The 21,759-nt window shown below is 52.0% G+C and carries 28 protein-coding genes and 2 pseudogenes; 24 read left to right on the forward strand and 6 right to left on the reverse strand.

The window, feature by feature from the left end; translation table 11 throughout:
* Positions 1-30 precede the first annotated feature (30 nt).
* Positions 31-1,398 carry an ethanolamine permease gene (eat, locus tag O1Q98_RS13505; RefSeq protein WP_125260860.1) on the reverse strand — a complete coding sequence of 456 codons (1,368 nt, stop codon included), beginning with the start codon at positions 1,396-1,398 and terminating at the stop codon, positions 31-33.
* 183 nt (positions 1,399-1,581) lie between these two features.
* Positions 1,582-1,746 carry a hypothetical protein gene (locus O1Q98_RS13510; protein WP_269975714.1) on the reverse strand — a complete coding sequence of 55 codons (165 nt, stop codon included), beginning with the start codon at positions 1,744-1,746 and terminating at the stop codon, positions 1,582-1,584.
* A gap of 91 nt (positions 1,747-1,837) precedes the next feature.
* Here O1Q98_RS13510 and O1Q98_RS13515 point away from each other — a divergent pair, with 91 nt between their 5' ends.
* Positions 1,838-2,839, forward strand: coding sequence for a phosphotransferase enzyme family protein (locus O1Q98_RS13515; RefSeq protein WP_125260859.1), 1,002 nt, complete (start codon positions 1,838-1,840; stop codon positions 2,837-2,839).
* Positions 2,840-3,032: 193 nt separating this feature from the next.
* Positions 3,033-4,076 carry an AraC-like transcriptional regulator QhpR gene (gene qhpR / locus O1Q98_RS13520; protein ID WP_125260858.1) on the forward strand — a complete coding sequence of 348 codons (1,044 nt, stop codon included), beginning with the start codon at positions 3,033-3,035 and terminating at the stop codon, positions 4,074-4,076.
* A 60-nt stretch (positions 4,077-4,136) separates the two neighbouring features.
* Here the strand turns inward: qhpR and O1Q98_RS13525 are convergent, their stop codons facing one another.
* The gene (locus O1Q98_RS13525) at positions 4,137-4,355 is read right to left on the reverse strand and encodes a protein SlyX (RefSeq protein ID WP_125260857.1); all 219 of its coding nucleotides are present in this window, start codon (positions 4,353-4,355) and stop codon (positions 4,137-4,139) included.
* A 212-nt stretch (positions 4,356-4,567) separates the two neighbouring features.
* Here O1Q98_RS13525 and fkpA point away from each other — a divergent pair, with 212 nt between their 5' ends.
* Entirely contained in the window at positions 4,568-5,440 is an 873-nt protein-coding gene (fkpA, locus tag O1Q98_RS13530; protein ID WP_125260856.1) for an FKBP-type peptidyl-prolyl cis-trans isomerase, read from the forward strand.
* Between the two features lie 136 nt (positions 5,441-5,576).
* Here the strand turns inward: fkpA and pmrB are convergent, their stop codons facing one another.
* From pmrB to eptA, 3 genes are read right to left on the reverse strand one after another with little or no spacing between them, the layout of a single operon-like run.
* Positions 5,577-6,710 (reverse strand): two-component system sensor histidine kinase PmrB, encoded by a 1,134-nt coding sequence (pmrB, locus tag O1Q98_RS13535; RefSeq protein ID WP_125260855.1) that lies wholly within the window; start codon positions 6,708-6,710, stop codon positions 5,577-5,579.
* The gene (gene pmrA / locus O1Q98_RS13540) at positions 6,707-7,375 is read right to left on the reverse strand and encodes a two-component system response regulator PmrA (RefSeq protein WP_125260854.1); all 669 of its coding nucleotides are present in this window, start codon (positions 7,373-7,375) and stop codon (positions 6,707-6,709) included. The genes pmrB and pmrA overlap by 4 nt, the downstream gene beginning before the upstream one ends.
* Complete coding sequence (gene eptA, locus O1Q98_RS13545) at positions 7,372-9,015, reverse strand: phosphoethanolamine transferase EptA (protein ID WP_125260853.1); 1,644 nt, start codon at positions 9,013-9,015, stop codon at positions 7,372-7,374. The genes pmrA and eptA overlap by 4 nt, the downstream gene beginning before the upstream one ends.
* 184 nt (positions 9,016-9,199) lie before the next feature.
* On the opposite strand from eptA, the gene O1Q98_RS13550 reads away from it, so the two are divergent.
* The 21 genes and pseudogenes from O1Q98_RS13550 (at position 9,200) to rpsQ (ending at position 21,663) form a co-directional block, all read left to right on the forward strand.
* Entirely contained in the window at positions 9,200-9,922 is a 723-nt protein-coding gene (locus tag O1Q98_RS13550; RefSeq protein ID WP_125260852.1) for a helix-turn-helix transcriptional regulator, read from the forward strand.
* The gene (gene tusD / locus O1Q98_RS13555; protein ID WP_125260999.1) at positions 9,922-10,311 is read left to right on the forward strand and encodes a sulfurtransferase complex subunit TusD; all 390 of its coding nucleotides are present in this window, start codon (positions 9,922-9,924) and stop codon (positions 10,309-10,311) included. Before O1Q98_RS13550 ends, tusD begins: the two co-directional genes overlap by 1 nt.
* A gap of 35 nt (positions 10,312-10,346) precedes the next feature.
* The gene (gene tusC / locus O1Q98_RS13560; protein ID WP_125260851.1) at positions 10,347-10,709 is read left to right on the forward strand and encodes a sulfurtransferase complex subunit TusC; all 363 of its coding nucleotides are present in this window, start codon (positions 10,347-10,349) and stop codon (positions 10,707-10,709) included.
* Between the two features lie 19 nt (positions 10,710-10,728).
* A complete protein-coding gene (tusB, locus tag O1Q98_RS13565; RefSeq protein WP_125260850.1) occupies positions 10,729-11,019 on the forward strand; it encodes a sulfurtransferase complex subunit TusB in 291 nt (96 codons plus the stop codon).
* Between the two features lie 132 nt (positions 11,020-11,151).
* Complete coding sequence (gene rpsL / locus O1Q98_RS13570; RefSeq protein WP_005969567.1) at positions 11,152-11,526, forward strand: 30S ribosomal protein S12; 375 nt, start codon at positions 11,152-11,154, stop codon at positions 11,524-11,526.
* Positions 11,527-11,622: 96 nt separating this feature from the next.
* Positions 11,623-12,093, forward strand: a complete 471-nt coding sequence (gene rpsG / locus O1Q98_RS13575) for a 30S ribosomal protein S7 (protein ID WP_013319707.1) — start codon at positions 11,623-11,625, stop codon at positions 12,091-12,093.
* A 93-nt stretch (positions 12,094-12,186) separates the two neighbouring features.
* Positions 12,187-14,301: an elongation factor G gene (fusA, locus tag O1Q98_RS13580; RefSeq protein ID WP_125260849.1), complete on the forward strand. Its 2,115-nt coding sequence runs from the start codon at positions 12,187-12,189 to the stop codon at positions 14,299-14,301.
* Between the two features lie 89 nt (positions 14,302-14,390).
* Positions 14,391-15,575 (forward strand): elongation factor Tu, encoded by a 1,185-nt coding sequence (gene tuf, locus O1Q98_RS13585; RefSeq protein ID WP_012768098.1) that lies wholly within the window; start codon positions 14,391-14,393, stop codon positions 15,573-15,575.
* A 131-nt stretch (positions 15,576-15,706) separates the two neighbouring features.
* On the forward strand, positions 15,707-15,901 hold the full coding sequence (bfd, locus tag O1Q98_RS13590) for a bacterioferritin-associated ferredoxin (RefSeq protein WP_125260848.1): 195 nt from the start codon (positions 15,707-15,709) through the stop codon (positions 15,899-15,901).
* A 75-nt stretch (positions 15,902-15,976) separates the two neighbouring features.
* Positions 15,977-16,457: pseudogene (gene bfr / locus O1Q98_RS13595) on the forward strand (bacterioferritin).
* Between the two features lie 247 nt (positions 16,458-16,704).
* The gene (rpsJ, locus tag O1Q98_RS13600; RefSeq protein WP_001181005.1) at positions 16,705-17,016 is read left to right on the forward strand and encodes a 30S ribosomal protein S10; all 312 of its coding nucleotides are present in this window, start codon (positions 16,705-16,707) and stop codon (positions 17,014-17,016) included.
* Between the two features lie 32 nt (positions 17,017-17,048).
* Entirely contained in the window at positions 17,049-17,678 is a 630-nt protein-coding gene (rplC, locus tag O1Q98_RS13605; protein WP_125260846.1) for a 50S ribosomal protein L3, read from the forward strand.
* Positions 17,679-17,688: 10 nt separating this feature from the next.
* Positions 17,689-18,294 (forward strand): 50S ribosomal protein L4, encoded by a 606-nt coding sequence (gene rplD / locus O1Q98_RS13610; RefSeq protein ID WP_012764041.1) that lies wholly within the window; start codon positions 17,689-17,691, stop codon positions 18,292-18,294.
* The gene (gene rplW / locus O1Q98_RS13615) at positions 18,291-18,593 is read left to right on the forward strand and encodes a 50S ribosomal protein L23 (RefSeq protein ID WP_009111205.1); all 303 of its coding nucleotides are present in this window, start codon (positions 18,291-18,293) and stop codon (positions 18,591-18,593) included. The genes rplD and rplW overlap by 4 nt, the downstream gene beginning before the upstream one ends.
* Before the next feature lie 17 nt (positions 18,594-18,610).
* A complete protein-coding gene (gene rplB, locus O1Q98_RS13620) occupies positions 18,611-19,432 on the forward strand; it encodes a 50S ribosomal protein L2 (protein WP_125260845.1) in 822 nt (273 codons plus the stop codon).
* A gap of 16 nt (positions 19,433-19,448) precedes the next feature.
* On the forward strand, positions 19,449-19,727 hold the full coding sequence (gene rpsS, locus O1Q98_RS13625) for a 30S ribosomal protein S19 (RefSeq protein WP_012764044.1): 279 nt from the start codon (positions 19,449-19,451) through the stop codon (positions 19,725-19,727).
* Between the two features lie 14 nt (positions 19,728-19,741).
* Positions 19,742-20,074, forward strand: a complete 333-nt coding sequence (gene rplV / locus O1Q98_RS13630) for a 50S ribosomal protein L22 (RefSeq protein WP_026741343.1) — start codon at positions 19,742-19,744, stop codon at positions 20,072-20,074.
* A gap of 17 nt (positions 20,075-20,091) precedes the next feature.
* Positions 20,092-20,794, forward strand: a pseudogene (gene rpsC, locus O1Q98_RS13635) (30S ribosomal protein S3).
* Positions 20,795-20,807: 13 nt separating this feature from the next.
* Complete coding sequence (rplP, locus tag O1Q98_RS13640; protein WP_012768106.1) at positions 20,808-21,218, forward strand: 50S ribosomal protein L16; 411 nt, start codon at positions 20,808-20,810, stop codon at positions 21,216-21,218.
* Entirely contained in the window at positions 21,218-21,409 is a 192-nt protein-coding gene (gene rpmC / locus O1Q98_RS13645) for a 50S ribosomal protein L29 (protein ID WP_012764048.1), read from the forward strand. The genes rplP and rpmC overlap by 1 nt, the downstream gene beginning before the upstream one ends.
* Entirely contained in the window at positions 21,409-21,663 is a 255-nt protein-coding gene (rpsQ, locus tag O1Q98_RS13650; RefSeq protein WP_035344537.1) for a 30S ribosomal protein S17, read from the forward strand. The genes rpmC and rpsQ overlap by 1 nt, the downstream gene beginning before the upstream one ends.
* The last annotated feature ends 96 nt before the right edge of the window (positions 21,664-21,759 follow it).

The following is a 21,759-nucleotide window of genomic DNA, read 5'->3' on the forward strand; positions in this document are numbered from 1 at the left end:
GGGTTAAACGTCGGGCGTCAGCAAAACCGGTTACTCTTTGCCGACCAGCATCGCGTCCTGCGGGGCGTTGTCGCGCTGGGCGCGCGTCATCAGAAAATAGCTGTATCCTGCCAGCATCAACACGATAAACAGCCCGCCAATGACCGGGTTGAACCACAGCATCGCTATCAGGCAGATAACCGAGAGCACCAGCGCGATTGCGGGCAATACCGGGTAGCCGGGTGCCAAAAAGGTGCGCGTTAGCATCGGTTCGGTACGGCGCAGGCGAAACAGGCTCAACATACTCATCATGTACATAACATTGGCACCGAACACGGCCATGGTAATCATGGCGGCGGTCAGGTTCATGTCCTGCAGGTGAATCCAGTTATCGCTAAAAATGGTGGCAATACCGATGACGCCACCGGTCAGAATGGCGCGGTGCGGCGTTTGAAAGCGCGACAGTTTCGCCAGCCCGGCAGGGAGATACCCGGCGCGTGCCAGTGCGAAGAACTGGCGTGAGTAGCCAAGAATAATGCCGTGGAAGCTGGCGATAAGCCCGAACAAGCCAATCCACACCAGCATGTGCATCCAGCCGGAGTTTGCGCCTACTACCGTCTTCATGGCCTGTGGCAGTGGGTCGTTAATGTTAGACAGCGCGCGCCAGTCACCCACGCCACCGGCCATCACCATCACGCCAAGCGCCAGCACCACCAGCGTGATAATACCGCCGATGTAGGCTTTAGGGATGGTGCGCTGTGGGTCTTTGGCTTCTTCTGCCGCCATTGCCGCGCCCTCAATAGCCAGAAAGAACCAGATAGCAAACGGAATCGCGGCAAAAATACCGGCAATGGCCGTGCTGCCGAATTGGTCGCTGCCCGCCCAGCCGTTGGCGACAAAATGGCTGACGCTAAAGCCCGGTGCCACCACGCCCATGAACACCAGCAGCTCGATAACCGCCAGCACCGTCACGCACAGTTCAAACATGGCCGCCAGTTTTACGCCCAGAATGTTGAGCGCCATGAAGATGAGATACGCGCCGGTTGCGGCATAACGCGGGTCAAGAGAGGGGTACTGCACATTCAGGTAGGCACCAATCGCCATGGCGATAGAGGGGGGAGCGAACACAAATTCTATCAAGGTTGCCATACCGGCAATCAATCCACCGGTTTCGCCGAAGGCACGGCGGCTGTAGGCAAACGGGCCGCCTGCGTGTGGGATTGCCGTGGTCAGCTCGGTAAAACTAAAAATAAAACAGGTGTACATGGCGGCAATAATCAATGTAGTGACGAGAAAACCCAGTGTCCCCGCCACTCCCCAGCCATAACTCCAGCCAAAATACTCACCGGAAATCACCAGACCGACGGCGATCCCCCACAGATGAAGCGTACCCAAAGTGGGTTTTAACTGCATTGTCATGACGCTCTCCCCTACAAGACGTGGCATAAAAACCGTCGGTTTTTATCACCACTGATAGCTAAAACATGGATGGTCAACCGTCCGTTGGATGGCTGCGTGGTCAAAACCTATCGGCGATTCGCTGATTGCTGATTAAAGCGCGGCATAGTTTTTGTGCGTGCGTTGGGTATCTTTGTCATGCCATTAGCCTGCCGGATGTGCCGGGAAGCCCGCTTGTTGCCGATAATGCGCCAGCGCGGTAGCCGAGACTTGACCCCAACCCGGAGATTTTTGCGCGCTGCGGTCAAACGGCCTGCCGTGACCGGGGGCAATGTCGCGTGCAGTCAAGTAATGATGTTTTTGTGTCAAGCATCACAACCTAAGACGTTCCATCCTGAAAGCCTGGCAGTGCCCTGTCACGGGCACCCCGTTGAATGAGATCACTCGTGGGGCAACGAAGATGGCTGAACAGTACGATACGCTTGATAACACCACTCTTGACCAGTTAGCCGCGCAGGCGATAACGCGCTACCCATTGGCGTTGCAAGGTTCCTTGTCGCTGCTGTGCCGCTCTGAAAACGCCACCTATTGCGTGCAAGCGCAGGGCAAGCGTTATGCCATGCGTATCCACCGCCCCGGCTATCATCAACGTGAAGAGATAGCCTGTGAATTACTGTGGCTTGATGCGCTGCGCGCAGAGGGGATTACCGTACCGCAGGCGATAGGTGGGATGGATGGCGAGAAGGTGCAAACCGTCGTGATGAATGACGGCACCACTCGCAACGTGGTGCTGTTTCACTGGATTGACGGCGTGATGCCGACGACCGCCGTCAATGCCGCCGCGTTCGAGCAACTGGGGATTATCACCGCCCGTCTGCATCAGCACAGCCGTCGCTGGGTGACGCCCTCCGGTTTTCGCCGTATTGTCTGGGATCACGACACGATGGTTGGGCCGAAGGGACACTGGGGACACTGGCAGGAAGCGCCGAACCTGCGTGTTGCCGATTACCCGGTTGTTGAGGATGCCATCGCGCACGTGCGTGAGGCGCTGGCGGCTTACGGTAAGGGGAGTCAGCGTTATGGTCTGATTCACGCCGATCTTCGTCTGACCAATTTGCTGCTGCAAGCGGGGGAAACACAGGTGATTGATTTTGATGACTGTGGTTTTGGCTGGTATTTGCACGATTTGGCAGCGGCCATCAGCTTTGTTGAGCATCACCCCAGTGCGCCAGACTGGGTAGCCGGTTGGCTGGCCGGTTATCAGCGGATTTGTCCGTTGAGCGCGGAAGATAAAGCGGTTATCCCGGCGTTGCTGATTCAGCGGCGTATTCAACTGATGGCCTGGGCGGGTTCTCATCGCCAGACTGAGCAGGCGATAAGTCTGGGGGCAGACTGGAGTGCGCACAGCGTGCGGCTGTGTCGCCGCTACCTGGAAAACTGCGCGTTGCCGGTGGGGGCCTGACGCGCCGCCGCCATAATGCTCTGTTTTTGTGTGAGCACGGTATCCGTGGGATGCACCATACATGCGCAATCACCGCTATTTTCTGGTGCCTTGAGGTGCTGGCTATCAATATGACTCGATATTTATCAATGCATTATGTCTGGTATGGAAATTGCAGGTTGATGATATTGTGTCGGTTGTGTGAGGCAGCATCATGGAAACTCCCTCTTTTCGGCTCCCGCCGCTTGCCGCATTACCCATCGGGCACCATGGGGTGCTGGCGGCGGCGGCATCTGGCCTGACGGCGTTTATTGGCGAGAAGGGCGGCGATGCCGATCGTATTTTAGGGATCAGCGGGATTGACCCGGAGCGGCTCGGTTGCCCGACGCTGAGTGTCGGGTTGGTTAACTATTGCCGGGTATTGGAGGAGGCGGCCCGCTATTCCGCCTGTGACAACTTCGGTTTGCACTATGGTCGGCAATTCAAACCGCAGTCGCTCGGGCTGATAGGCTATGTTGGGTTATGCAGCGCTACGCTGGAGCAGGCATTGCATAACGTCGTCACGGCTTTTCCGTTTCATCAGCATGACACCCTGATCCGTCTGGTGGATAAAGGCGACTGCTGGCGTTTTGACTATCAGGTGCGCCACGGTGCAATCTTACACTGCCGTCAGGATGCGGAACTGACACTGGGGATGATCTTAAATCTGATTCGTCATGCTGCGGGTAAAAACTGGGCCCCCCGCGAAGTGCATTTCGAGCATCCTCGTCCTGAGCAGTGGCATGAGCACTGTAAAGTGTTTGATGCGCCAGTCTATTTTGACCAACCGTTCAACTCCTTACTCATCCCTAAACGCGACGTCATGCGCGCGATGCCCGAGCATGACCCGCTGCTGTTGCTGGTGGTGCAGGATGCGCTGCGCCAGCTCAATAGCGAGGCGCCGCAGCAAAGCGTGGTTGAAATGGCGCGGGCGCGGTTGCGTCAGGCGCTGCCGCAGGGTGAACCGGCACTGGAAGAGGTGGCCGAACAGTTAGGACTCTCGAGTTGGTCTTTACAGCGCCGCCTGAAAGAAGAGGGCATCACCTTTACCCAACTGGTGGAGAAGGTGCGTTGTGAAATGGCCACGCATTATCTGCAACAGCGCCAGCTGTCGATTTCCGAGATGGCGTTTTTGCTTGGCTACTCCGAGGTGAGCGCATTTTCCCGCGCGTTTCGCCGCTGGTTTGGCATCAGCCCCCGGCAGTGGCGCAAAGCCTGACGTTATCGACGTGGTTTTTCGCCAGCCAGCCGGTGAGACGGCGGTGATTCTGGCGGATAGTCAGTAATGTGGCGGCGGCGTCTCTTCTGATTGCGACGCGATCATCGAGGGAGAGGCGGCGCGCAGTTTTTCTGTCATTAACCGCAGCTGTTCGCGTAACCGCGCCATTTCCAGTTCGTGCTGAACCACGGTCTGATTCAACACCTCAATGGTCATATCCTGAAAAGCCAGGCGACTTTCCAGCAATTCGAGCCGTTGCTCCAGTGATGATGGTGACATTCTGTTCCCTCCGCTGCGTTGTGCGCAGAGTGTGTCAGAAAGTGTAAGTTTCTGGTAGTAAAACCGCATGTCATCGCGCTGCTTTCCTGTGGAGCGGAATTTTTCGCTATCCGGTGCGGCACGTCGTTGTATTGTCTTTATGCACGACGTTATAGTAGCTGGCGAAATGTTAATGTTGCCGGGGCATGGTGCTCCGAATGTTGGAGAGATGGATGAAATCACTGTTTAAAGTCACACTGTTGACGGCGGCTATGGGACTGGCCTTGAGCACGGGCGTTATGGCTGAAGATGCGGTCAAAACTGCGGATACGGCAGCCGCTGCACCGGCTGCGGCTGATGCGGCGAAAGCTGCACCGTCTAAATTCAAGAGCGACGAAGAAGCTGCCGCGTATGCACTGGGTGCATCATTAGGCCGTTACATGGATAATTCCCTGAAAGAACAGGAAAAATTAGGCATCAAACTGGATAAACAGCAATTAATCCAGGGCGTGCAGGATGCGTTCGCTGACAAGAGCAAACTGTCTGACGAAGAGATAGAGAAAACCCTGCAATCATTTGAGGGCCGAGTGAAAGAAGCTGCTCAGGCGAAAATGAAGCAGGATGCCAAAGATAATGCCGATAAAGGCACCAAGTATCGCGACGCGTTTGCGAAAGAGAAAGGCGTGAAGAAAACCGAATCCGGCTTGCTCTATCAGGTAGACAAGGAAGGAACCGGCAATGCGCCGAAAGACAGCGATACCGTTGTTGTGAATTACAAAGGTTCGTTGGTTGATGGCGCGGAGTTTGATAACTCCTACAAACGCGGCGAGCCGCTCTCTTTCCGTCTGGATGGTGTTATCCCCGGCTGGACAGAAGGCCTCAAGCATGTGAAGAAAGGCGGTAAGATCAAGCTGGTTATCCCACCGGCTCTGGCTTATGGTGAAGCAGGCGTACCGGGTATTCCGGCTAACTCTACGCTGGTGTTCGAAGTTGAACTGCTGGATATCAAAGCGGATGCAGAGGCTAAAGCAGCTGATGCACCGAAAGCTGATGCAGCAAAAGCGGAAAAACCGGCTGACGAAAAAGCGAAGAAAGCCGCACAGTAAGCGCATTGCGCACAGTAAGTGCATTGACAGCGGCTGGGTGTTGCGCTCTGGCAACACGGCCACGATGCTATCAGTACCGCCGGTGTATCACATCGGCGGTTTTTTTATCTCTAAAATTGCAGGCTGATTGGTTGTGTCAGGCTGCGTCTTGCGGCGCGTAACCTATCAGGCTGTCATCGTGGTATTTGAACACTACCCGCGCCTGGGTTCCGGTTCTGTCGCTGCGGTTTTCCAGAAAAAACTCGCCGTAATGTAATTGTACGATGCGGGTGACAATACTCAGCCCGAGCCCGATACCGCCATAGCGCGTATCCATGCGTACAAAGGCTTTGGTTAATTCGCCGACCTGAGATTCATTAATCCCCGGCCCTTCATCGGCGACGATAAACTCGGTGCTGTCATCGTCATGTTCAAGGATGGTGATGGTGATGGTGCTGTTTTCCGGGCTATAACGGTGTGCGTTTTCTACCAGATTACGTAACAGCAGTTGTATCAGGGTCATGTTGCCCGGCACGCGCCTGATGTGTTCAGGCGATCGCCAGTCAAGCCGTTGCTGGCGAATGGCGACCATCTGTTCCAGTTCGTCTTTCTTCGGGGCGATGACATCCTCAAGCAGTGAAATCATTTCATAATGACCGGCCGCCAGCTCGTTACTGGCGCGCGCCAGCAATAACAGCTGTTCAATGGTTTTTGTCAGTTGATCGACGCGTTTTATTAATGGCTGGCAGTCAATGTGGTGCAGTTGTTCGTGCAGTTCCAGACTCAGCCGGATGCCTGCCAGCGGCGTACGCAGTTCGTGGGCGACATTCGAGGCGAATTGCCGGTCTCGACGCAGTGACTCGCTAAACCGCACAAATAACTGATTCATGCTGGTAATCACCGCTGCAATCTCGGTGACGTCGCTGCGCTGTTGCAACGGTTCCAGATTTTCCGCCGTGCGGTTGTGCAATTCGTCCTGAAGCGTTAGCAATGGCCGGGTTATCCAGTTCACCGCATGCGCGCACATTATCAGCGAGGCAATGACCATCACCAGGCTTGGAATACTCAGTGACGCAATCGCTTCATGCACTTCGAGCTGGATATCCTGAGTGAGGTTCTTTGCCGTTAGCGTCTGTTCAACCAGTAACTGAATTTGCTCTTCGCTTTCATGCCATAACCACACCACGCTCAGTAACTGACTGACCAGCAAAATGCACCCTAATGTCAGAATCAATCGGGTACGGATGCTGGCGGTTCTCTCCATTGGGGAAGGGCGTGGAAAAAGCCTCATGACGGATCTTCCTTGGTTAACAGATAACCAAATCCGCGCAGCGTCTTGATGCGGTTTTTACCAATTTTTTGTCGCAGGTTATGGATGTGAACTTCCAGTGAATTGGAGGAGGGGTCATCATCCCAACTGTAGAGATCCTGATGAAGTACCTCGCGGTGTACCTGCGAGCCTGCTTTCAAAATAAGCCGCGAGAGAATGGCAAACTCCTTTGGCGTTAACACCACCGGTTTATCATCCAGCATGACCTGTTGACTGTTGAGATCAAGCGTAATGTTATCCACCCGAATCCAGCTATCGCTAGAGCCCTGATGTCGGCGTATCAGCGCCCGGACGCGGGCCTGAAATTCGCTTAATGCAAAGGGTTTGATCATGTAATCGTCAGCCCCGACATCGAGGCCGATTACGCGGTCATCAACGGTGTCGCGGGCCGTCAGGATCAACACCGGCTGTTTGTAGTTATTCCGCCGCCAGCGCCCCAGCAGCGTGAGGCCATCTTCATCCGGTAGCCCTAAATCCAGCACCACCAGGCTATAGTGAGCGCTAACAATCAGCGCGTCTGCTTCGCGGGCGGTGGCGGCGCAATCACACACATAACCCTCGTGGCGCATCGCCTGTAACAACCCTTCCTGTAACAACGTATCATCTTCAACAATCAACAGTTTCATGAAGTGCCCCGACACGATTGCAGGATATCAAGCGGCGCCTGATATTCCTGGGTCGCAATGTTAAACATGCCCAGAACGGTGTGGAAAAGGTTGTCCTGGGAGAAACGCTGCTCATTGGCCTGTTTACGCATACAACTATCATTGATGGCAAATTGCTGCTGATAGCCGCTGGAAAACCACATTAGCATCGGGATATGCGTTTGTTGTGTGGGGGCGATGGCATACGGCATGCTGTGCAGATACACGCCATCTTCACCCAGTGACTCACCGTGGTCAGAGAGATAGACCAACGCGGTGTTAAACTTATCCTGATGCCCTTTCAAGACATTAATTGCCTTATCAACAATATAGTCTATGTAGAGAATCGTATTGTCGTAAGTATTGATTAATGATTCGCGTGAGCACGTTTGGATTTGGTTGGTATCGCAGCTGGGGGTAAATGCCTTAAAGGTATTGGGGTAGCGCTGGTAGTAGGCAGGGCCGTGGCTACCCATGGTATGCAGTACGATAATTCCGTCGTTATTCAATTGATTAATGTGTTCTTCCATGCCGCTAAACAGCGCTTCATCAAGGCATTCGCCTTCTGAACACAGCTCCGGCAGGTTCAGGTTAATAATGTCTTGCGTCGGCACTCGGGCACAGGCACCTTTGCAGCCGCCATCATTTTCATGCCAGCGAACGTTAATCCCCGCGTGTTGCAGGACATCGAGTAACCCTTCCTGATGAGCGGCCAATTGCTCGTCATAGTGCTCCCTTGGCATGTTTGAGAACATGCACGGAACCGAGACGCCGGTAGACGTACCGCACGATGAAGTCTGGCTGAAATAGATAACATTCTGATTGGTCAGGCGCGGGTTGGTGGGTTTGCTGTACCCGCCCAGCGAGAAGTTTTCTGCGCGGGAGGTTTCGCCTACGACCAGAATAACCAGGTTTTTCTTGCCATTATCGGATGGCATCGGCTTTTTATGCGCATCCAGACCAATTTGCACTAATGGCTGATTACTTTGCGCATGGTGCCGGTAATAAGAAATGTTGGCGAAAATCAGATTGCTGGGCGTTAGCGATTTAACCAGTTCTTTGTTGTTACGCATCAGCGAGGCGTAATCTTTATAGAAGAACGCGGCGACCAGTAAAATAACCACAACCGAGACCAGCACATTAAGGCTGCGAGCGCCGATGGTCAGGTAGCTGAAAGGGGCAGGCTTGATTTTTATCCATAACGCCGCCACCGCAGGCACGATGCCCAGTAACGTCAGCCAGATGAGATATTGCGGTGTGACCAACGCCATTGATTCGGCAAAGGTGGTTTCAAACACGTTTTGCATCATGATGCGATCGATGATGATGCCGTAATTCATCATAAAATATTGCACGGCCGCGCCGCCCAGCAGTAACAGGGCAACCACTATCTGGCGCAACCAGGAAAAGCACAGCAGAATCAATAAAATATTTAAAACAGAAAAAATCACTACTGGCATAGAGGCCAAAAACAGGCCATCGCGCAGAGTCGTTACCTCGATTAAATGAGAAACCTGACGGTAATAGGCGATATTTTGTACCAGGGTAATAAAACCGGCGAAAATCAGGTTATAGATAAAACTGTTCAAAACAGGGCGGGATAGTCGAGGTAATTTAAACATTCGGATAGGCCATCCATGAGGGATTAAATGTGATGCGACGCACTCTAAAGAGCGTAAATTAACGCAACCTTAAGATGCCACAGCTAAGGCGCAACGTGAAATACAAAGGACGACGTCAGGGTTATTTGATAGACTTATCGGCCTGTCAAATACAATGATAATGACGTTGAGGGTGGTGCCTGTCATGTCTACTTCGCTTGTGAACGGCGAATCCCATGATCTTGATTTACTAGACCAGCGCCCGTTTATACCAACAGATTACGAGATACTGAAATCGTACGAAGCGGTGGTTGACGGCCTGGCGATGTTAATTGGCGATCATTGCGAGATAGTACTGCATTCGTTGGAAGACCTGAAGTGTTCTGCTGTGCGTATTGCGAATGGCGAACACACCGGACGTAAAATCGGCTCCCCCATTACCGATTTGGCCCTGCGCATGCTGCATGATATGGCCGGTGAAGATAGCAGTGTATCGAAAGCCTATTTCACCCGCGCGAAAAGCGGCGTGTTGATGAAGTCTGTGACCATTGCTATCCGTAACCGTGAGCAGCGCGTGATAGGTTTATTGTGCATCAATATGAACCTTGATGTGCCGTTCTCTCAGATTATGCAAACCTTCCTGCCGCCAGAAATCAAGGAAGTGGCCTCCTCGGTGAATTTTGCCTCTTCCGTTGATGAACTGGTGGCCCAGACGCTGGAATTTACTATTGAAGAGGTCAATGCCGACCGCAGCGTATCCAACAATGCCAAAAATCGTCAGATCGTGCTGAATCTGTATGAAAAAGGGATTTTTGACATCAAAGACGCCATTAATCAGGTGGCCGATCGGTTAAATATCTCCAAGCACACGGTGTATTTGTACATCCGCCAGTTCAAAAGTGGCGACTTCAGCGGGCACGATCGGTGATGTTGCGTTACTGCCTGCTGGTAACTGGCCCGGCCTATGGCACTCAACAAGCGAGCAGCGCCTATCAGTTCGCTCAGGCTCTGCTTACGCAAGGTCATCAGTTACAGAGCGTGTTTTTCTACCGCGAAGGGGTGCTGAATGCGAACCAACTCACCGCCCCTGCCAGCGACGAGTTTGACCTGGTGCGCGCCTGGCAGCAGTTGGCGCAAGCCCATCAGGTCACGCTCAATGTCTGTGTGGCGGCGGCGTTGCGGCGAGGTGTGACCGATACGCAGCAAGCCGGGCAATTGAAGCTGGCCTCGGCTAACCTTCAGCCCGGCTTCTTGTTAAGCGGGCTTGGCGAGTTATCCGAGTCGGTTCTCACCTGTGACCGAGTAGTACAGTTTTAATAATCATAGCGTTTTCGCGGTGGAGATACGTCACGATGGCTGGTCGCGTTGCTTTTGTTTTTACTCAGCCCCCTCATGGTAGTGCCGCTGGTCGGGAAGGTCTTGATGCGCTGCTGGCGATGTCGGCGCTTACCGAAGAGATTGGCGTTTTTTTTCTTGCCGATGGCGTCTTGCAACTGCTTCCATCACAGCAGCCCGACAAAATTTTGATGCGTAATTATATCGCTACGTTCGGCGTGTTGCCGCTCTATGACATACAACACTGCTACCTGTGCGAAGCGTCAATGCGCCAGCGGGGGTTATCAGCCCAGACAAACTGGGTGTTGGATGTCGATGTTCTGGCCCCTGAAGCATTGCGAACCATACTGAATACGTATGACCGCGTGCTGACTTTTTGAGCTGATTGAGCTGACTCTCATGTTACATACCGTTGCGCGTTCGCCTTATCACATCGATTTAGAGGCGCTGATTCGTATGACCTGCGCTGACGATGCTATCTTATTAATACAGGATGGCGTTATTGCCGCGCTTGACGGATCGTCAGTCTGTGAGCGTTTGCGTTCCTCCTCTCCTGCCTCGGTTTATGCACTGATAGAGGATGTCGAGGCGCGCGGTTTGACTGCGCAAATTTCCAGCGCAGTCACGTTAGTTGACTATACTGGATTTGTGAGACTGACTGCCCTGCATACCCGGCAACTGGCTTGGTGATTTGACCCTTTTGTATATTTCTTGACTCCTTACCCGGCCAGTCCTAAAATTCTGCGTCCTCATACTTTGCCTCTGTCTCGGTATGGGGTGATTTATTACGTGTTTACGAAGCAAAACCCAGGAGCTTTTTTAATGGCAACAATTAACCAGCTGGTACGCAAACCACGCTCCCTGAAGGCTGCTAAAAGCAACGTTCCGGCGCTGGAAGCATGCCCGCAGAAACGTGGCGTATGTACCCGTGTATATACTACCACTCCGAAAAAACCGAACTCCGCACTGCGTAAAGTATGTCGTGTTCGTTTAACCAACGGTTTTGAAGTTACCTCCTATATCGGCGGTGAAGGTCATAACCTGCAGGAGCACTCCGTGATCCTGATCCGTGGCGGTCGTGTTAAAGACCTGCCAGGTGTGCGTTACCACACCGTTCGTGGCGCGCTGGACTGCTCTGGTGTTAAAGACCGTAAGCAATCCCGTTCCAAATACGGCGTGAAGAAGCCGAAGGCTTAATGGTTCTCCGTTAAGTAAGGCCAAACGTTTTAACTTTAATGTCAAACTAAACTCGTAGAGTTTTGGACAATCCTGAATTAACAACGGAGTATTTCCATGCCACGTCGTCGCGTCATTGGTCAGCGTAAAATTCTGCCAGATCCGAAATTCGGATCAGAACTGCTGGCTAAATTTGTCAATATCCTGATGGTAGATGGTAAAAAATCTACTGCAGAAGCAATCGTCTATACTGCGCTGGAGACCCTGGCTCAGCGCTCAGGTAAAGACCACCTGGAAGCCTTTGAAGCAGCACTGGACAACGTGCGTCCGACTGTCGAAGTTAAGTCTCGTCGCGTTGGTGGTTCTACTTATCAGGTTCCGGTTGAAGTTCGTCCGGTTCGTCGCAATGCTCTGGCTATGCGTTGGATCGTTGAAGCTGCTCGTAAACGCGGTGATAAATCCATGGCTTTACGCCTGGCGAACGAACTTTCTGATGCAGCAGACAACAAAGGTACTGCTGTGAAGAAACGTGAAGACGTTCACCGTATGGCTGAAGCCAACAAGGCGTTCGCTCACTACCGCTGGTAATCCCTGCGTAGACGTTAATAACCCGGCGGGTGCCCAACAGGCTAACCCGTCTGGGTTTTACTACTTAGAACGCCCTAGGAATAGAGGAAACAAATGGCTCGTACAACACCCATTGCACGCTATCGTAATATCGGTATCAGTGCACACATCGACGCCGGTAAGACCACTACCACTGAACGTATTCTGTTCTACACCGGTGTAAACCACAAAATCGGTGAAGTTCACGACGGCGCCGCGACCATGGACTGGATGGAGCAGGAACAGGAGCGTGGTATTACCATTACCTCCGCTGCGACCACCGCTTTCTGGTCCGGTATGGCTAAACAGTATGAACCGCACCGCATCAACATCATCGACACCCCGGGGCACGTTGACTTCACCATCGAAGTAGAACGTTCCATGCGTGTACTGGATGGCGCAGTGATGGTTTACTGTGCGGTAGGTGGTGTTCAGCCGCAGTCTGAAACCGTATGGCGTCAGGCAAACAAATATAAAGTTCCGCGTATTGCGTTCGTTAACAAAATGGACCGTATGGGCGCGAACTTCCTGAAAGTGGTTGACCAGATTAAAGCACGTCTGGGTGCCAACCCGGTTCCGTTGCAGCTGGCTATCGGCGCTGAAGAAGCGTTCACCGGTGTTGTTGACCTGGTGAAAATGAAAGCCATCAACTGGAACGAAGCAGACCAAGGTACGACCTTCGTTTACGAAGACATCCCGGCTGATATGCAGGATCTGGCAACCGAGTGGCACCAGAACCTGATCGAATCCGCAGCTGAAGCGTCTGAAGAGCTGATGGAGAAATACCTGGGTGGTGAAGAACTGACTGAAGCAGAAATCAAAACTGCTCTGCGTCAGCGCGTTCTGAACAACGAAATCATCCTGGTAACTTGTGGTTCTGCGTTCAAGAACAAAGGTGTTCAGGCAATGCTGGATGCCGTTATCGATTACCTGCCTGCGCCGACCGATGTTCCGGCCATCAAAGGTATGCTGGACGACGGTAAAGACACGCCTGCTGAACGTCACGCTAGCGATGACGAGCCTTTCTCTGCACTGGCGTTCAAAATCGCAACTGACCCGTTTGTGGGTAACTTGACGTTCTTCCGCGTGTACTCCGGTGTCGTTAACTCCGGTGATACCGTACTGAACTCAGTGAAATCTGAGCGTGAGCGTTTTGGCCGTATCGTTCAGATGCACGCCAACAAGCGTGAAGAGATTAAAGAAGTTCGCGCAGGTGACATCGCCGCTGCGATCGGTCTGAAAGACGTGATCACCGGTGACACACTGTGTAACCCGGATCATCCGATCATTCTGGAGCGTATGGAATTCCCTGAGCCGGTTATCTCCATCGCTGTAGAACCGAAAACCAAAGCTGACCAGGAAAAAATGGGTCTGGCTCTGGGCCGTCTGGCGAAAGAAGACCCGTCTTTCCGCGTATGGACTGACGAAGAGTCAAACCAGACCATCATCGCAGGTATGGGTGAGCTGCACCTCGACATCATCGTTGACCGTATGAAGCGTGAATTCAACGTTGAAGCGAACGTAGGTAAACCGCAGGTTGCTTATCGTGAAGCGATTCGCGCTAAAGTTACCGACGTTGAAGGTAAACACGCCAAACAGTCTGGTGGTCGTGGTCAGTACGGTCATGTTGTTATCGACATGTACCCGCTGGAGCCGGGCTCTAACCCGAAAGGTTACGAGTTCGTCAACGACATCAAAGGTGGTGTAATTCCTGGCGAATACATCCCGGCCGTTGATAAAGGCATTCAGGAGCAGTTGAAAGCGGGCCCGCTGGCTGGCTTCCCGGTGGTTGATCTGGGTGTGCGTCTGCACTTCGGTTCTTACCATGACGTTGACTCCTCTGAATTGGCGTTTAAACTGGCCGCGTCTATTGCCTTTAAAGCCGCGTTCAGCAAAGCAAGCCCTGTTCTGCTTGAGCCGATCATGAAGGTTGAAGTAGAAACGCCGGAAGAGAACACCGGTGACGTCATCGGTGACTTGAGCCGTCGTCGTGGTATGCTGCGTGGTCAAGAATCCAACGTGACTGGCGTTGTGATTCACGCTGAAGTTCCGTTGTCTGAAATGTTCGGATATGCAACTCAGCTGCGCTCTCTGACCAAAGGTCGTGCTTCTTACTCCATGGAGTTCCTGAAGTACGATGATGCGCCGAACAACGTTGCCCAGGCCGTTATCGAAGCCCGTCGTAAGTAATAAACCTATAGTAAATTACTTAGGTTTAACAAAACATTGATCCCGTGCTCTCTCCATGAGGGGAGAGCATTTGAGTAAGGAATATAGCCGTGTCTAAAGAAAAATTTGAACGTACAAAACCGCACGTTAACGTCGGTACTATCGGCCACGTTGACCATGGTAAAACAACGCTGACCGCTGCCATCACTACCGTTCTGGCAAAAACCTACGGTGGTCAGGCTCGTGCATTCGACCAGATCGATAACGCGCCGGAAGAAAAAGCACGTGGTATCACCATCAACACCTCTCACGTTGAATACGATACCCCGACTCGTCACTACGCGCACGTTGACTGCCCAGGGCACGCCGACTACGTGAAAAACATGATCACCGGTGCGGCCCAGATGGACGGCGCTATCCTGGTTGTTGCTGCGACTGACGGCCCGATGCCGCAGACTCGTGAGCACATCCTGCTGGGTCGTCAGGTAGGCGTTCCGTTCATCATCGTGTTCCTGAACAAATGCGACATGGTTGATGACGAAGAGCTGCTGGAACTGGTTGAGATGGAAGTGCGCGAGCTGCTGTCTCAGTACGACTTCCCGGGCGACGACACGCCGGTTATCCGTGGTTCCGCGCTGAAAGCGCTGGAAGGTGAAGCCGAGTGGGAAGCGAAAATCATCGAACTGGCCGAAGCACTGGACAGCTACATCCCGGAACCTGAGCGTGCGATTGACAAGCCGTTCCTGCTGCCGATCGAAGACGTATTCTCTATCTCTGGCCGTGGTACCGTTGTGACCGGTCGTGTAGAGCGCGGTATCGTGAAAGTGGGTGAAGAAGTGGAAATCGTGGGTATCAAAGACACCGCGAAAACCACCTGTACCGGCGTTGAAATGTTCCGCAAACTGCTGGACGAAGGCCGTGCGGGCGAGAACGTGGGCGTTCTGCTGCGTGGTACCAAACGTGATGAAGTTGAGCGTGGTCAGGTACTGGCTAAACCGGGCTCAATCAAGCCGCACACTCAGTTCGAATCTGAAGTGTATATCCTGAGCAAAGACGAAGGTGGCCGTCATACGCCGTTCTTTAAAGGCTACCGTCCGCAGTTCTACTTCCGTACGACTGACGTGACTGGCACCATCGAACTGCCGGAAGGCGTGGAAATGGTAATGCCTGGCGACAACATCAAGATGGTCGTAAACCTGATCGCGCCGATCGCGATGGACGACGGTCTGCGTTTCGCAATCCGTGAAGGTGGCCGTACTGTAGGCGCCGGCGTGGTTGCTAAAGTTATCGCTTAATTTGCAATAACTTATATACGCAATGAAAAGGGCACTTTGGTGCCCTTTTTTATGTGTTCTTATGCTAATTGAAATAAAAACGATTCTTATTTACTATACGACCAGTTGATTAAAAAATGAGTGGCTCGTGTATGTATGTCTGCTTGTGTAATGCGATTTCTGACAAAGTCATCCGACAGGTTGTTCGTCAACATCGCACGGCATCTCTCAAACAATTAAAGCAGTTTGTTCCGGTTGGCACAGAATGTGGTAAATGCCTGCGTCAGGCTCGGCTGATTATTGATGATGAAATAGCAAAAGATGCGAAATTCAATCAAGTTGCATAATCAGAACCTGACCACCTTTTGACTCTGCCCGAAGCGCTTCTACACTTTTTAGTACTGGAGCGGAGGAGTTGAGCTATGAAAGGTGATAAAAACGTCATTGCGCATTTGAATAAGCTATTGGGCAACGAATTGGTGGCGATTAACCAGTATTTTTTGCATGCCCGTATGTTTAAAAACATGGGGCCTGAAGCGTCTGAACGACCATGAATATCATGAATCGATAGATGAAATGAAGCATGCTGACCGTTATATCGAGCGAATTCTATTTTTAGAAGGCATTCCCAATCTACAAGATCTTGGCAAGCTGAACATTGGTGAGGATGTAGAGGAGATGCTGCGTTCCGATTTGGCTTTAGAATTGGAAGGTGCGAAAAGCCTTCGTGAGGCTATCGCCTATGCAGACTCGGTTCGGGATTATGTCAGCCGCGATCTCATGATTAGCGTACTGGCTGATGAGGAAGAGCACATCGATTGGCTGGAAACTGAACTGGAACTGATTGCCCGATTAGGTATCCAGAATTACCTCCAAACGCAGTTGAAAGAAGAGGCATCATGACCGTATGTCGATTAAACCGTGAGTTTCATCTTTCGGTTGCTTCCTGAACAAATATACGTATAATGCGCGGGCCTACCTGAAATGGTAGGCCTGATTCTTTAAAGAATCAGCAGGCAGGCAATAAGCCCGCTAAACAATACTCCCGATATGGGGGTTATGTACTGTGAACGATTACACTCCCCCATCAATCGTAATGGGTGTGAGGAGTAATTATTTTCGTTTATAAAATAATTGGAGCTCTGGTCTCATGCAGAACCAAAGAATCCGTATCCGCCTGAAAGCGTTTGATCATCGTCTGATCGATCAATCAACTGCGGAAATTGTCGAGACTGCCAAGCGCACTGGTGCGCAGGTTCGCGGTCCGATTCCGCTGCCGACCCGCAAAGAGCGCTTCACCGTTCTGATCTCCCCGCACGTTAACAAAGACGCGCGCGATCAGTACGAAATCCGCACTCACAAGCGTCTGGTTGACATCGTTGAGCCAACTGAGAAAACCGTTGATGCTCTGATGCGTCTGGATCTGGCTGCCGGTGTAGACGTGCAGATCAGCCTGGGTTAATCAGGTCATTGAGCGATTGAGAGGTTGAAACAATGATTGGTTTAGTCGGTAAAAAAGTGGGTATGACCCGCATCTTCACTGAAGACGGCGTATCTATCCCAGTAACCGTAATCGAAATTGAAGCAAACCGCGTAACTCAGGTCAGAAACCTGGAGAACGACGGATACCGTGCTGTCCAGGTCACTACCGGCGCTAAAAAAGCTAACCGTGTGACCAAACCGGAAGCAGGTCATTTCGCTAAAGCGGGTGTTGAAGCAGGTCGCGTTCTGCGCGAATTCCGTCTTGCTGACGGTGAAGAATTCGCAGTAGGGCAGAACATCAGCGTTGAAATTTTCGCTGACGTTAAAAAAGTAGACGTTACCGGTACTTCTAAAGGTAAAGGCTTTGCCGGTACCGTTAAGCGCTGGAACTTCCGCACTCAGGATGCTACCCACGGTAACTCCTTGTCTCACCGCGTTCCGGGTTCTATCGGTCAGAACCAGACTCCGGGCAAAGTGTTTAAAGGCAAAAAAATGGCAGGCCAGCTGGGTAACGAACGTGTCACCGTTCAGAGCCTGGACGTAGTACGTGTTGACGCTGAGCGCAACCTGCTGCTGGTTAAAGGTGCAGTCCCGGGTGCAACCGGTAGCGACCTGATCGTTAAACCGGCTGTGAAGGCGTGAGGAGATAGCAATGGAATTAGTATTGAAAGACGCGCAAAGCGCGCTGACTGTTTCCGAAACTACCTTCGGTCGTGATTTCAACGAAGCGCTGGTTCACCAGGTTGTTGTTGCTTACGCAGCAGGTGCCCGTCAAGGTACTCGCGCTCAGAAGACCCGTGCTGAAGTAACTGGTTCCGGTAAAAAACCGTGGCGTCAGAAAGGCACAGGCCGTGCGCGTTCTGGTTCTATCAAGAGCCCGATCTGGCGTTCTGGTGGCGTAACTTTTGCTGCCAAACCGCAGGATCACAGCCAGAAAGTAAACAAAAAGATGTACCGTGGCGCGCTGAAAAGCATTCTGTCCGAACTGGTACGTCAAGACCGTCTGATCGTTGTCGAGAAGTTCTCTGTTGAAGCGCCGAAAACTAAACTTTTGGCTCAGAAACTGAAAGAACTGGCGCTGGATGACGTGCTGATCATCACTGGTGAGCTGGATGAAAACCTGTTCCTGGCCGCTCGTAACCTGTACAAGGTTGACGTGCGTGACGTAGCAGGTATCGATCCGGTTAGCCTGATCGCCTTCGACAAAGTGGTTATGACTGCTGATGCTGTTAAGCAAGTTGAGGAGATGCTGGCATGATTCGTGAAGAACGTCTGCTGAAAGTATTGCGCGCGCCGCACGTTTCTGAAAAAGCGTCTACTGCGATGGAAAAGAACAACACCATCGTACTCAAAGTTGCTAAAGACGCGACTAAAGCAGAAATCAAAGCTGCTGTGCAGAAACTGTTTGAAGTCGAAGTCAATGACGTACGCACCCTGGTTGTCAAAGGGAAAGTAAAACGTCACGGACAGCGTATCGGTCGTCGTAGCGACTGGAAAAAAGCTTACGTCACCCTGAAAGAAGGCCAGAATCTGGACTTCATCGGCGGCGCAGAGTAAGTCGGAGGAGTAATACAATGGCAGTTGTTAAATGTAAACCGACATCTCCGGGTCGTCGCCACGTTGTTAAAGTGGTTAACCCTGAGCTGCACAAGGGCAAACCGTTTGCTCCGTTGCTGGAAAAAAACAGCAAATCCGGTGGTCGTAACAACAATGGCCGTATCACCACTCGTCATATCGGTGGTGGCCACAAACAGGCTTACCGTATTGTTGACTTCAAACGCAACAAAGACGGTATTCCGGCAGTTGTTGAGCGTCTTGAGTACGATCCGAACCGTTCTGCGAACATCGCACTGGTTCTGTACAAAGACGGTGAGCGCCGTTATATCCTGGCACCGAAAGGCCTGAAAGCCGGTGACCAGATTCAGTCTGGTGTTGATGCTGCAATCAAAACCGGTAACACCCTGCCGATGCGTAACATCCCGGTCGGTTCAACGGTTCACAACGTAGAAATGAAACCAGGTAAAGGCGGCCAGCTGGCTCGCTCTGCTGGTGCCTACGTTCAGATCGTTGCTCGTGAAGGTGCTTACGTTACCCTGCGTCTGCGTTCTGGCGAAATGCGTAAAGTCGAATCTGACTGCCGCGCAACGCTGGGCGAAGTCGGCAACGCAGAGCATATGCTGCGCGTGCTGGGTAAAGCAGGTGCTGCACGCTGGCGTGGTATTCGTCCGACCGTTCGCGGTACGGCAATGAACCCGGTTGACCACCCGCACGGTGGTGGTGAAGGTCGTAACTTTGGTAAGCACCCGGTTACTCCGTGGGGCGTTCAGACCAAAGGTAAGAAGACCCGCAGCAACAAGCGTACTGATAAATTCATCGTACGTCGCCGTACTAAATAATTTTAGAGGATAAACCATGCCACGTTCTCTCAAGAAAGGTCCATTTATTGACCTGCACTTGCTGAAGAAGGTAGAGAAAGCGGTGGAAAGCGGTGACAAGAAGCCCCTGCGCACCTGGTCCCGTCGCTCAACGATCTTTCCAAACATGATCGGTTTGACCATCGCTGTCCATAATGGTCGTCAGCACGTTCCGGTATTCATCTCTGATGAAATGGTCGGACACAAGCTGGGTGAATTCGCGCCGACTCGTACTTATCGCGGCCACGCGGCTGATAAAAAAGCCAAGAAGAAATAAGGTAGGAGGAAGAGATGGAAACTATCGCTAAACATCGCCATGCTCGTTCTTCTGCCCAGAAGGTTCGCCTGGTGGCTGACCTGATTCGCGGTAAGAAAGTGTCGCAAGCTCTGGAAATTCTGACCTATACCAACAAGAAAGCTGCTGGTCTGGTTAAGAAAGTACTGGAGTCTGCCATTGCTAACGCAGAACACAACGATGGCGCTGACATTGACGATCTGAAAGTTGCGAAAATCTTCGTAGACGAAGGCCCGAGCATGAAACGCATTATGCCGCGTGCTAAAGGTCGTGCGGATCGCATCCTGAAGCGTACCAGCCACATCACTGTGGTTGTGTCCGATCGCTGAGACTCTGGAGACTAGCAATGGGTCAGAAAGTACATCCTAATGGTATTCGCCTGGGTATTGTCAAAACTTGGAACTCTACCTGGTATGCGAATACCAAAGAATTCGCTGACAACCTGGACAGCGATTTTAAAGTTCGTCAGTACCTGAACAAGGAACTGGAGAAAGCCTCCGTTTCTCGCATCGTTATCGAGCGTCCGGCTAAAAGCATTCGTGTGACCATTCACACTGCTCGCCCGGGTATCGTTATCGGTAAAAAAGGTGAAGACGTTGAAAAACTGCGTAAGGGCGTAGCGGATATCGCTGGCGTACCGGCGCAGATTAATATCGCCGAAGTTCGTAAGCCTGAACTGGACGCTAAACTGGTTGCCGACAGCATCACTTCTCAGCTGGAACGTCGTGTTATGTTCCGTCGCGCGATGAAACGTGCTGTTCAGAACGCCATGCGTCTGGGCGCTAAAGGTATCAAAGTTGAAGTTAGCGGTCGTCTGGGCGGCGCTGAAATCGCTACGTACTGAATGGTACCGCGAAGGTCGCGTTCCGTTGCACACACTGCGCGCTGACATTGACTACAACACCTCTGAAGCGCACACCACTTACGGTGTCATCGGTGTGAAAGTGTGGATCTTCAAAGGTGAGATCCTGGGTGGTATGGCTGCCGTTGAACAACCGGAAAAACCGGCTGCTCAACCGAAAAAGCAGCAGCGTAAAGGCCGCAAGTAAGGAGAGTCGCTGAATGTTACAACCAAAGCGTACAAAATTCCGTAAAGTGCACAAAGGCCGCAACCGTGGTCTGGCTGCAGGTACGGATGTGAGCTTCGGCACTTTCGGTCTGAAAGCTGTTGGCCGCGGTCGCCTGACTGCTCGTCAAATCGAAGCTGCTCGTCGTGCTATGACTCGTGCTGTTAAGCGTCAAGGTAAGATCTGGATCCGTGTATTCCCGGACAAACCGATCACCGAGAAACCGCTTGAAGTGCGTATGGGTAAAGGTAAAGGTAACGTGGAGTATTGGGTTGCCTTGATTCAGCCAGGTAAAGTCCTGTACGAAATGGACGGGGTGCCGGAAGAGTTAGCCCGCGAGGCATTCGAACTGGCAGCAGCGAAACTGCCGATCAAAACCACCTTTGTAACTAAGACGGTGATGTAATGAAAGCAAAAGAGCTGCGTGAAAAGAGCGTTGAAGAGCTGAATACCGAACTGCTCGGACTGCTGCGTGAACAGTTCAATCTGCGCATGCAGGCTGCCAGCGGTCAGCTGCAACAAACTCACCTGTTGAAGCAAGTGCGCCGTAATGTCGCACGTGTTAAGACTTTACTGACTGAGAAGGCGGGTGCGTAATGACCGATAAAATCCGTACTCTGCAAGGTCGTGTTGTTAGTGACAAAATGCAGAAATCTGCTGTTGTCGCTATTGAGCGTTTTGTGAAACACCCGATCTACGGTAAATTCATCAAGCGCACGACCAAGCTGCACGTGCATGACGAGAACAACGAATGTGGAATCGGTGACGTGGTTGAAATCCGCGAATGCCGTCCACTGTCTAAGACTAAATCTTGGACGCTGGTTCGCGTTGTAGAGAAAGCGGTTCTGTAATACAGTAAGCGCTCTCGAATAAGATAAACGGCTCAATACTGTTGGGCCGTTTATTTTTTCTACCCATATTGAATAAGCAGTGTTATAATGCTGCGC

It is taken from the genome of Dickeya lacustris (genome assembly GCF_029635795.1).
Taxonomy (GTDB): domain Bacteria; phylum Pseudomonadota; class Gammaproteobacteria; order Enterobacterales; family Enterobacteriaceae; genus Dickeya; species Dickeya lacustris.

What these genes read in the sequence shown, in the direction of transcription:
- O1Q98_RS13550 (WP_125260852.1), top strand. Translation starts at nt 9,200, where the DNA reads ATGTCTACTTCGCTTGTGAACGGCGAATCCCATGATCTTGATTTACTA.
- rpsS (WP_012764044.1), top strand. Translation starts at nt 19,449, where the DNA reads ATGCCACGTTCTCTCAAGAAAGGTCCATTTATTGACCTGCACTTGCTG.
- rplV (WP_026741343.1), top strand. Translation starts at nt 19,742, where the DNA reads ATGGAAACTATCGCTAAACATCGCCATGCTCGTTCTTCTGCCCAGAAG.
- rplW (WP_009111205.1), top strand. Translation starts at nt 18,291, where the DNA reads ATGATTCGTGAAGAACGTCTGCTGAAAGTATTGCGCGCGCCGCACGTT.
- eptA (WP_125260853.1), bottom strand. Translation starts at nt 9,015, where the DNA reads ATGTTTAAATTACCTCGACTATCCCGCCCTGTTTTGAACAGTTTTATC.
- rpsL (WP_005969567.1), top strand. Translation starts at nt 11,152, where the DNA reads ATGGCAACAATTAACCAGCTGGTACGCAAACCACGCTCCCTGAAGGCT.
- rpsQ (WP_035344537.1), top strand. Translation starts at nt 21,409, where the DNA reads ATGACCGATAAAATCCGTACTCTGCAAGGTCGTGTTGTTAGTGACAAA.
- tusD (WP_125260999.1), top strand. Translation starts at nt 9,922, where the DNA reads ATGTTGCGTTACTGCCTGCTGGTAACTGGCCCGGCCTATGGCACTCAA.
- rplD (WP_012764041.1), top strand. Translation starts at nt 17,689, where the DNA reads ATGGAATTAGTATTGAAAGACGCGCAAAGCGCGCTGACTGTTTCCGAA.
- fkpA (WP_125260856.1), top strand. Translation starts at nt 4,568, where the DNA reads ATGAAATCACTGTTTAAAGTCACACTGTTGACGGCGGCTATGGGACTG.
- O1Q98_RS13525 (WP_125260857.1), bottom strand. Translation starts at nt 4,355, where the DNA reads ATGTCACCATCATCACTGGAGCAACGGCTCGAATTGCTGGAAAGTCGC.
- rplP (WP_012768106.1), top strand. Translation starts at nt 20,808, where the DNA reads ATGTTACAACCAAAGCGTACAAAATTCCGTAAAGTGCACAAAGGCCGC.
- bfd (WP_125260848.1), top strand. Translation starts at nt 15,707, where the DNA reads ATGTATGTCTGCTTGTGTAATGCGATTTCTGACAAAGTCATCCGACAG.
- pmrA (WP_125260854.1), bottom strand. Translation starts at nt 7,375, where the DNA reads ATGAAACTGTTGATTGTTGAAGATGATACGTTGTTACAGGAAGGGTTG.
- rplB (WP_125260845.1), top strand. Translation starts at nt 18,611, where the DNA reads ATGGCAGTTGTTAAATGTAAACCGACATCTCCGGGTCGTCGCCACGTT.
- tusB (WP_125260850.1), top strand. Translation starts at nt 10,729, where the DNA reads ATGTTACATACCGTTGCGCGTTCGCCTTATCACATCGATTTAGAGGCG.
- fusA (WP_125260849.1), top strand. Translation starts at nt 12,187, where the DNA reads ATGGCTCGTACAACACCCATTGCACGCTATCGTAATATCGGTATCAGT.
- rpsG (WP_013319707.1), top strand. Translation starts at nt 11,623, where the DNA reads ATGCCACGTCGTCGCGTCATTGGTCAGCGTAAAATTCTGCCAGATCCG.
- rpsJ (WP_001181005.1), top strand. Translation starts at nt 16,705, where the DNA reads ATGCAGAACCAAAGAATCCGTATCCGCCTGAAAGCGTTTGATCATCGT.
- rplC (WP_125260846.1), top strand. Translation starts at nt 17,049, where the DNA reads ATGATTGGTTTAGTCGGTAAAAAAGTGGGTATGACCCGCATCTTCACT.
- qhpR (WP_125260858.1), top strand. Translation starts at nt 3,033, where the DNA reads ATGGAAACTCCCTCTTTTCGGCTCCCGCCGCTTGCCGCATTACCCATC.
- pmrB (WP_125260855.1), bottom strand. Translation starts at nt 6,710, where the DNA reads ATGAGGCTTTTTCCACGCCCTTCCCCAATGGAGAGAACCGCCAGCATC.
- rpmC (WP_012764048.1), top strand. Translation starts at nt 21,218, where the DNA reads ATGAAAGCAAAAGAGCTGCGTGAAAAGAGCGTTGAAGAGCTGAATACC.
- tusC (WP_125260851.1), top strand. Translation starts at nt 10,347, where the DNA reads ATGGCTGGTCGCGTTGCTTTTGTTTTTACTCAGCCCCCTCATGGTAGT.
- O1Q98_RS13515 (WP_125260859.1), top strand. Translation starts at nt 1,838, where the DNA reads ATGGCTGAACAGTACGATACGCTTGATAACACCACTCTTGACCAGTTA.
- eat (WP_125260860.1), bottom strand. Translation starts at nt 1,398, where the DNA reads ATGACAATGCAGTTAAAACCCACTTTGGGTACGCTTCATCTGTGGGGG.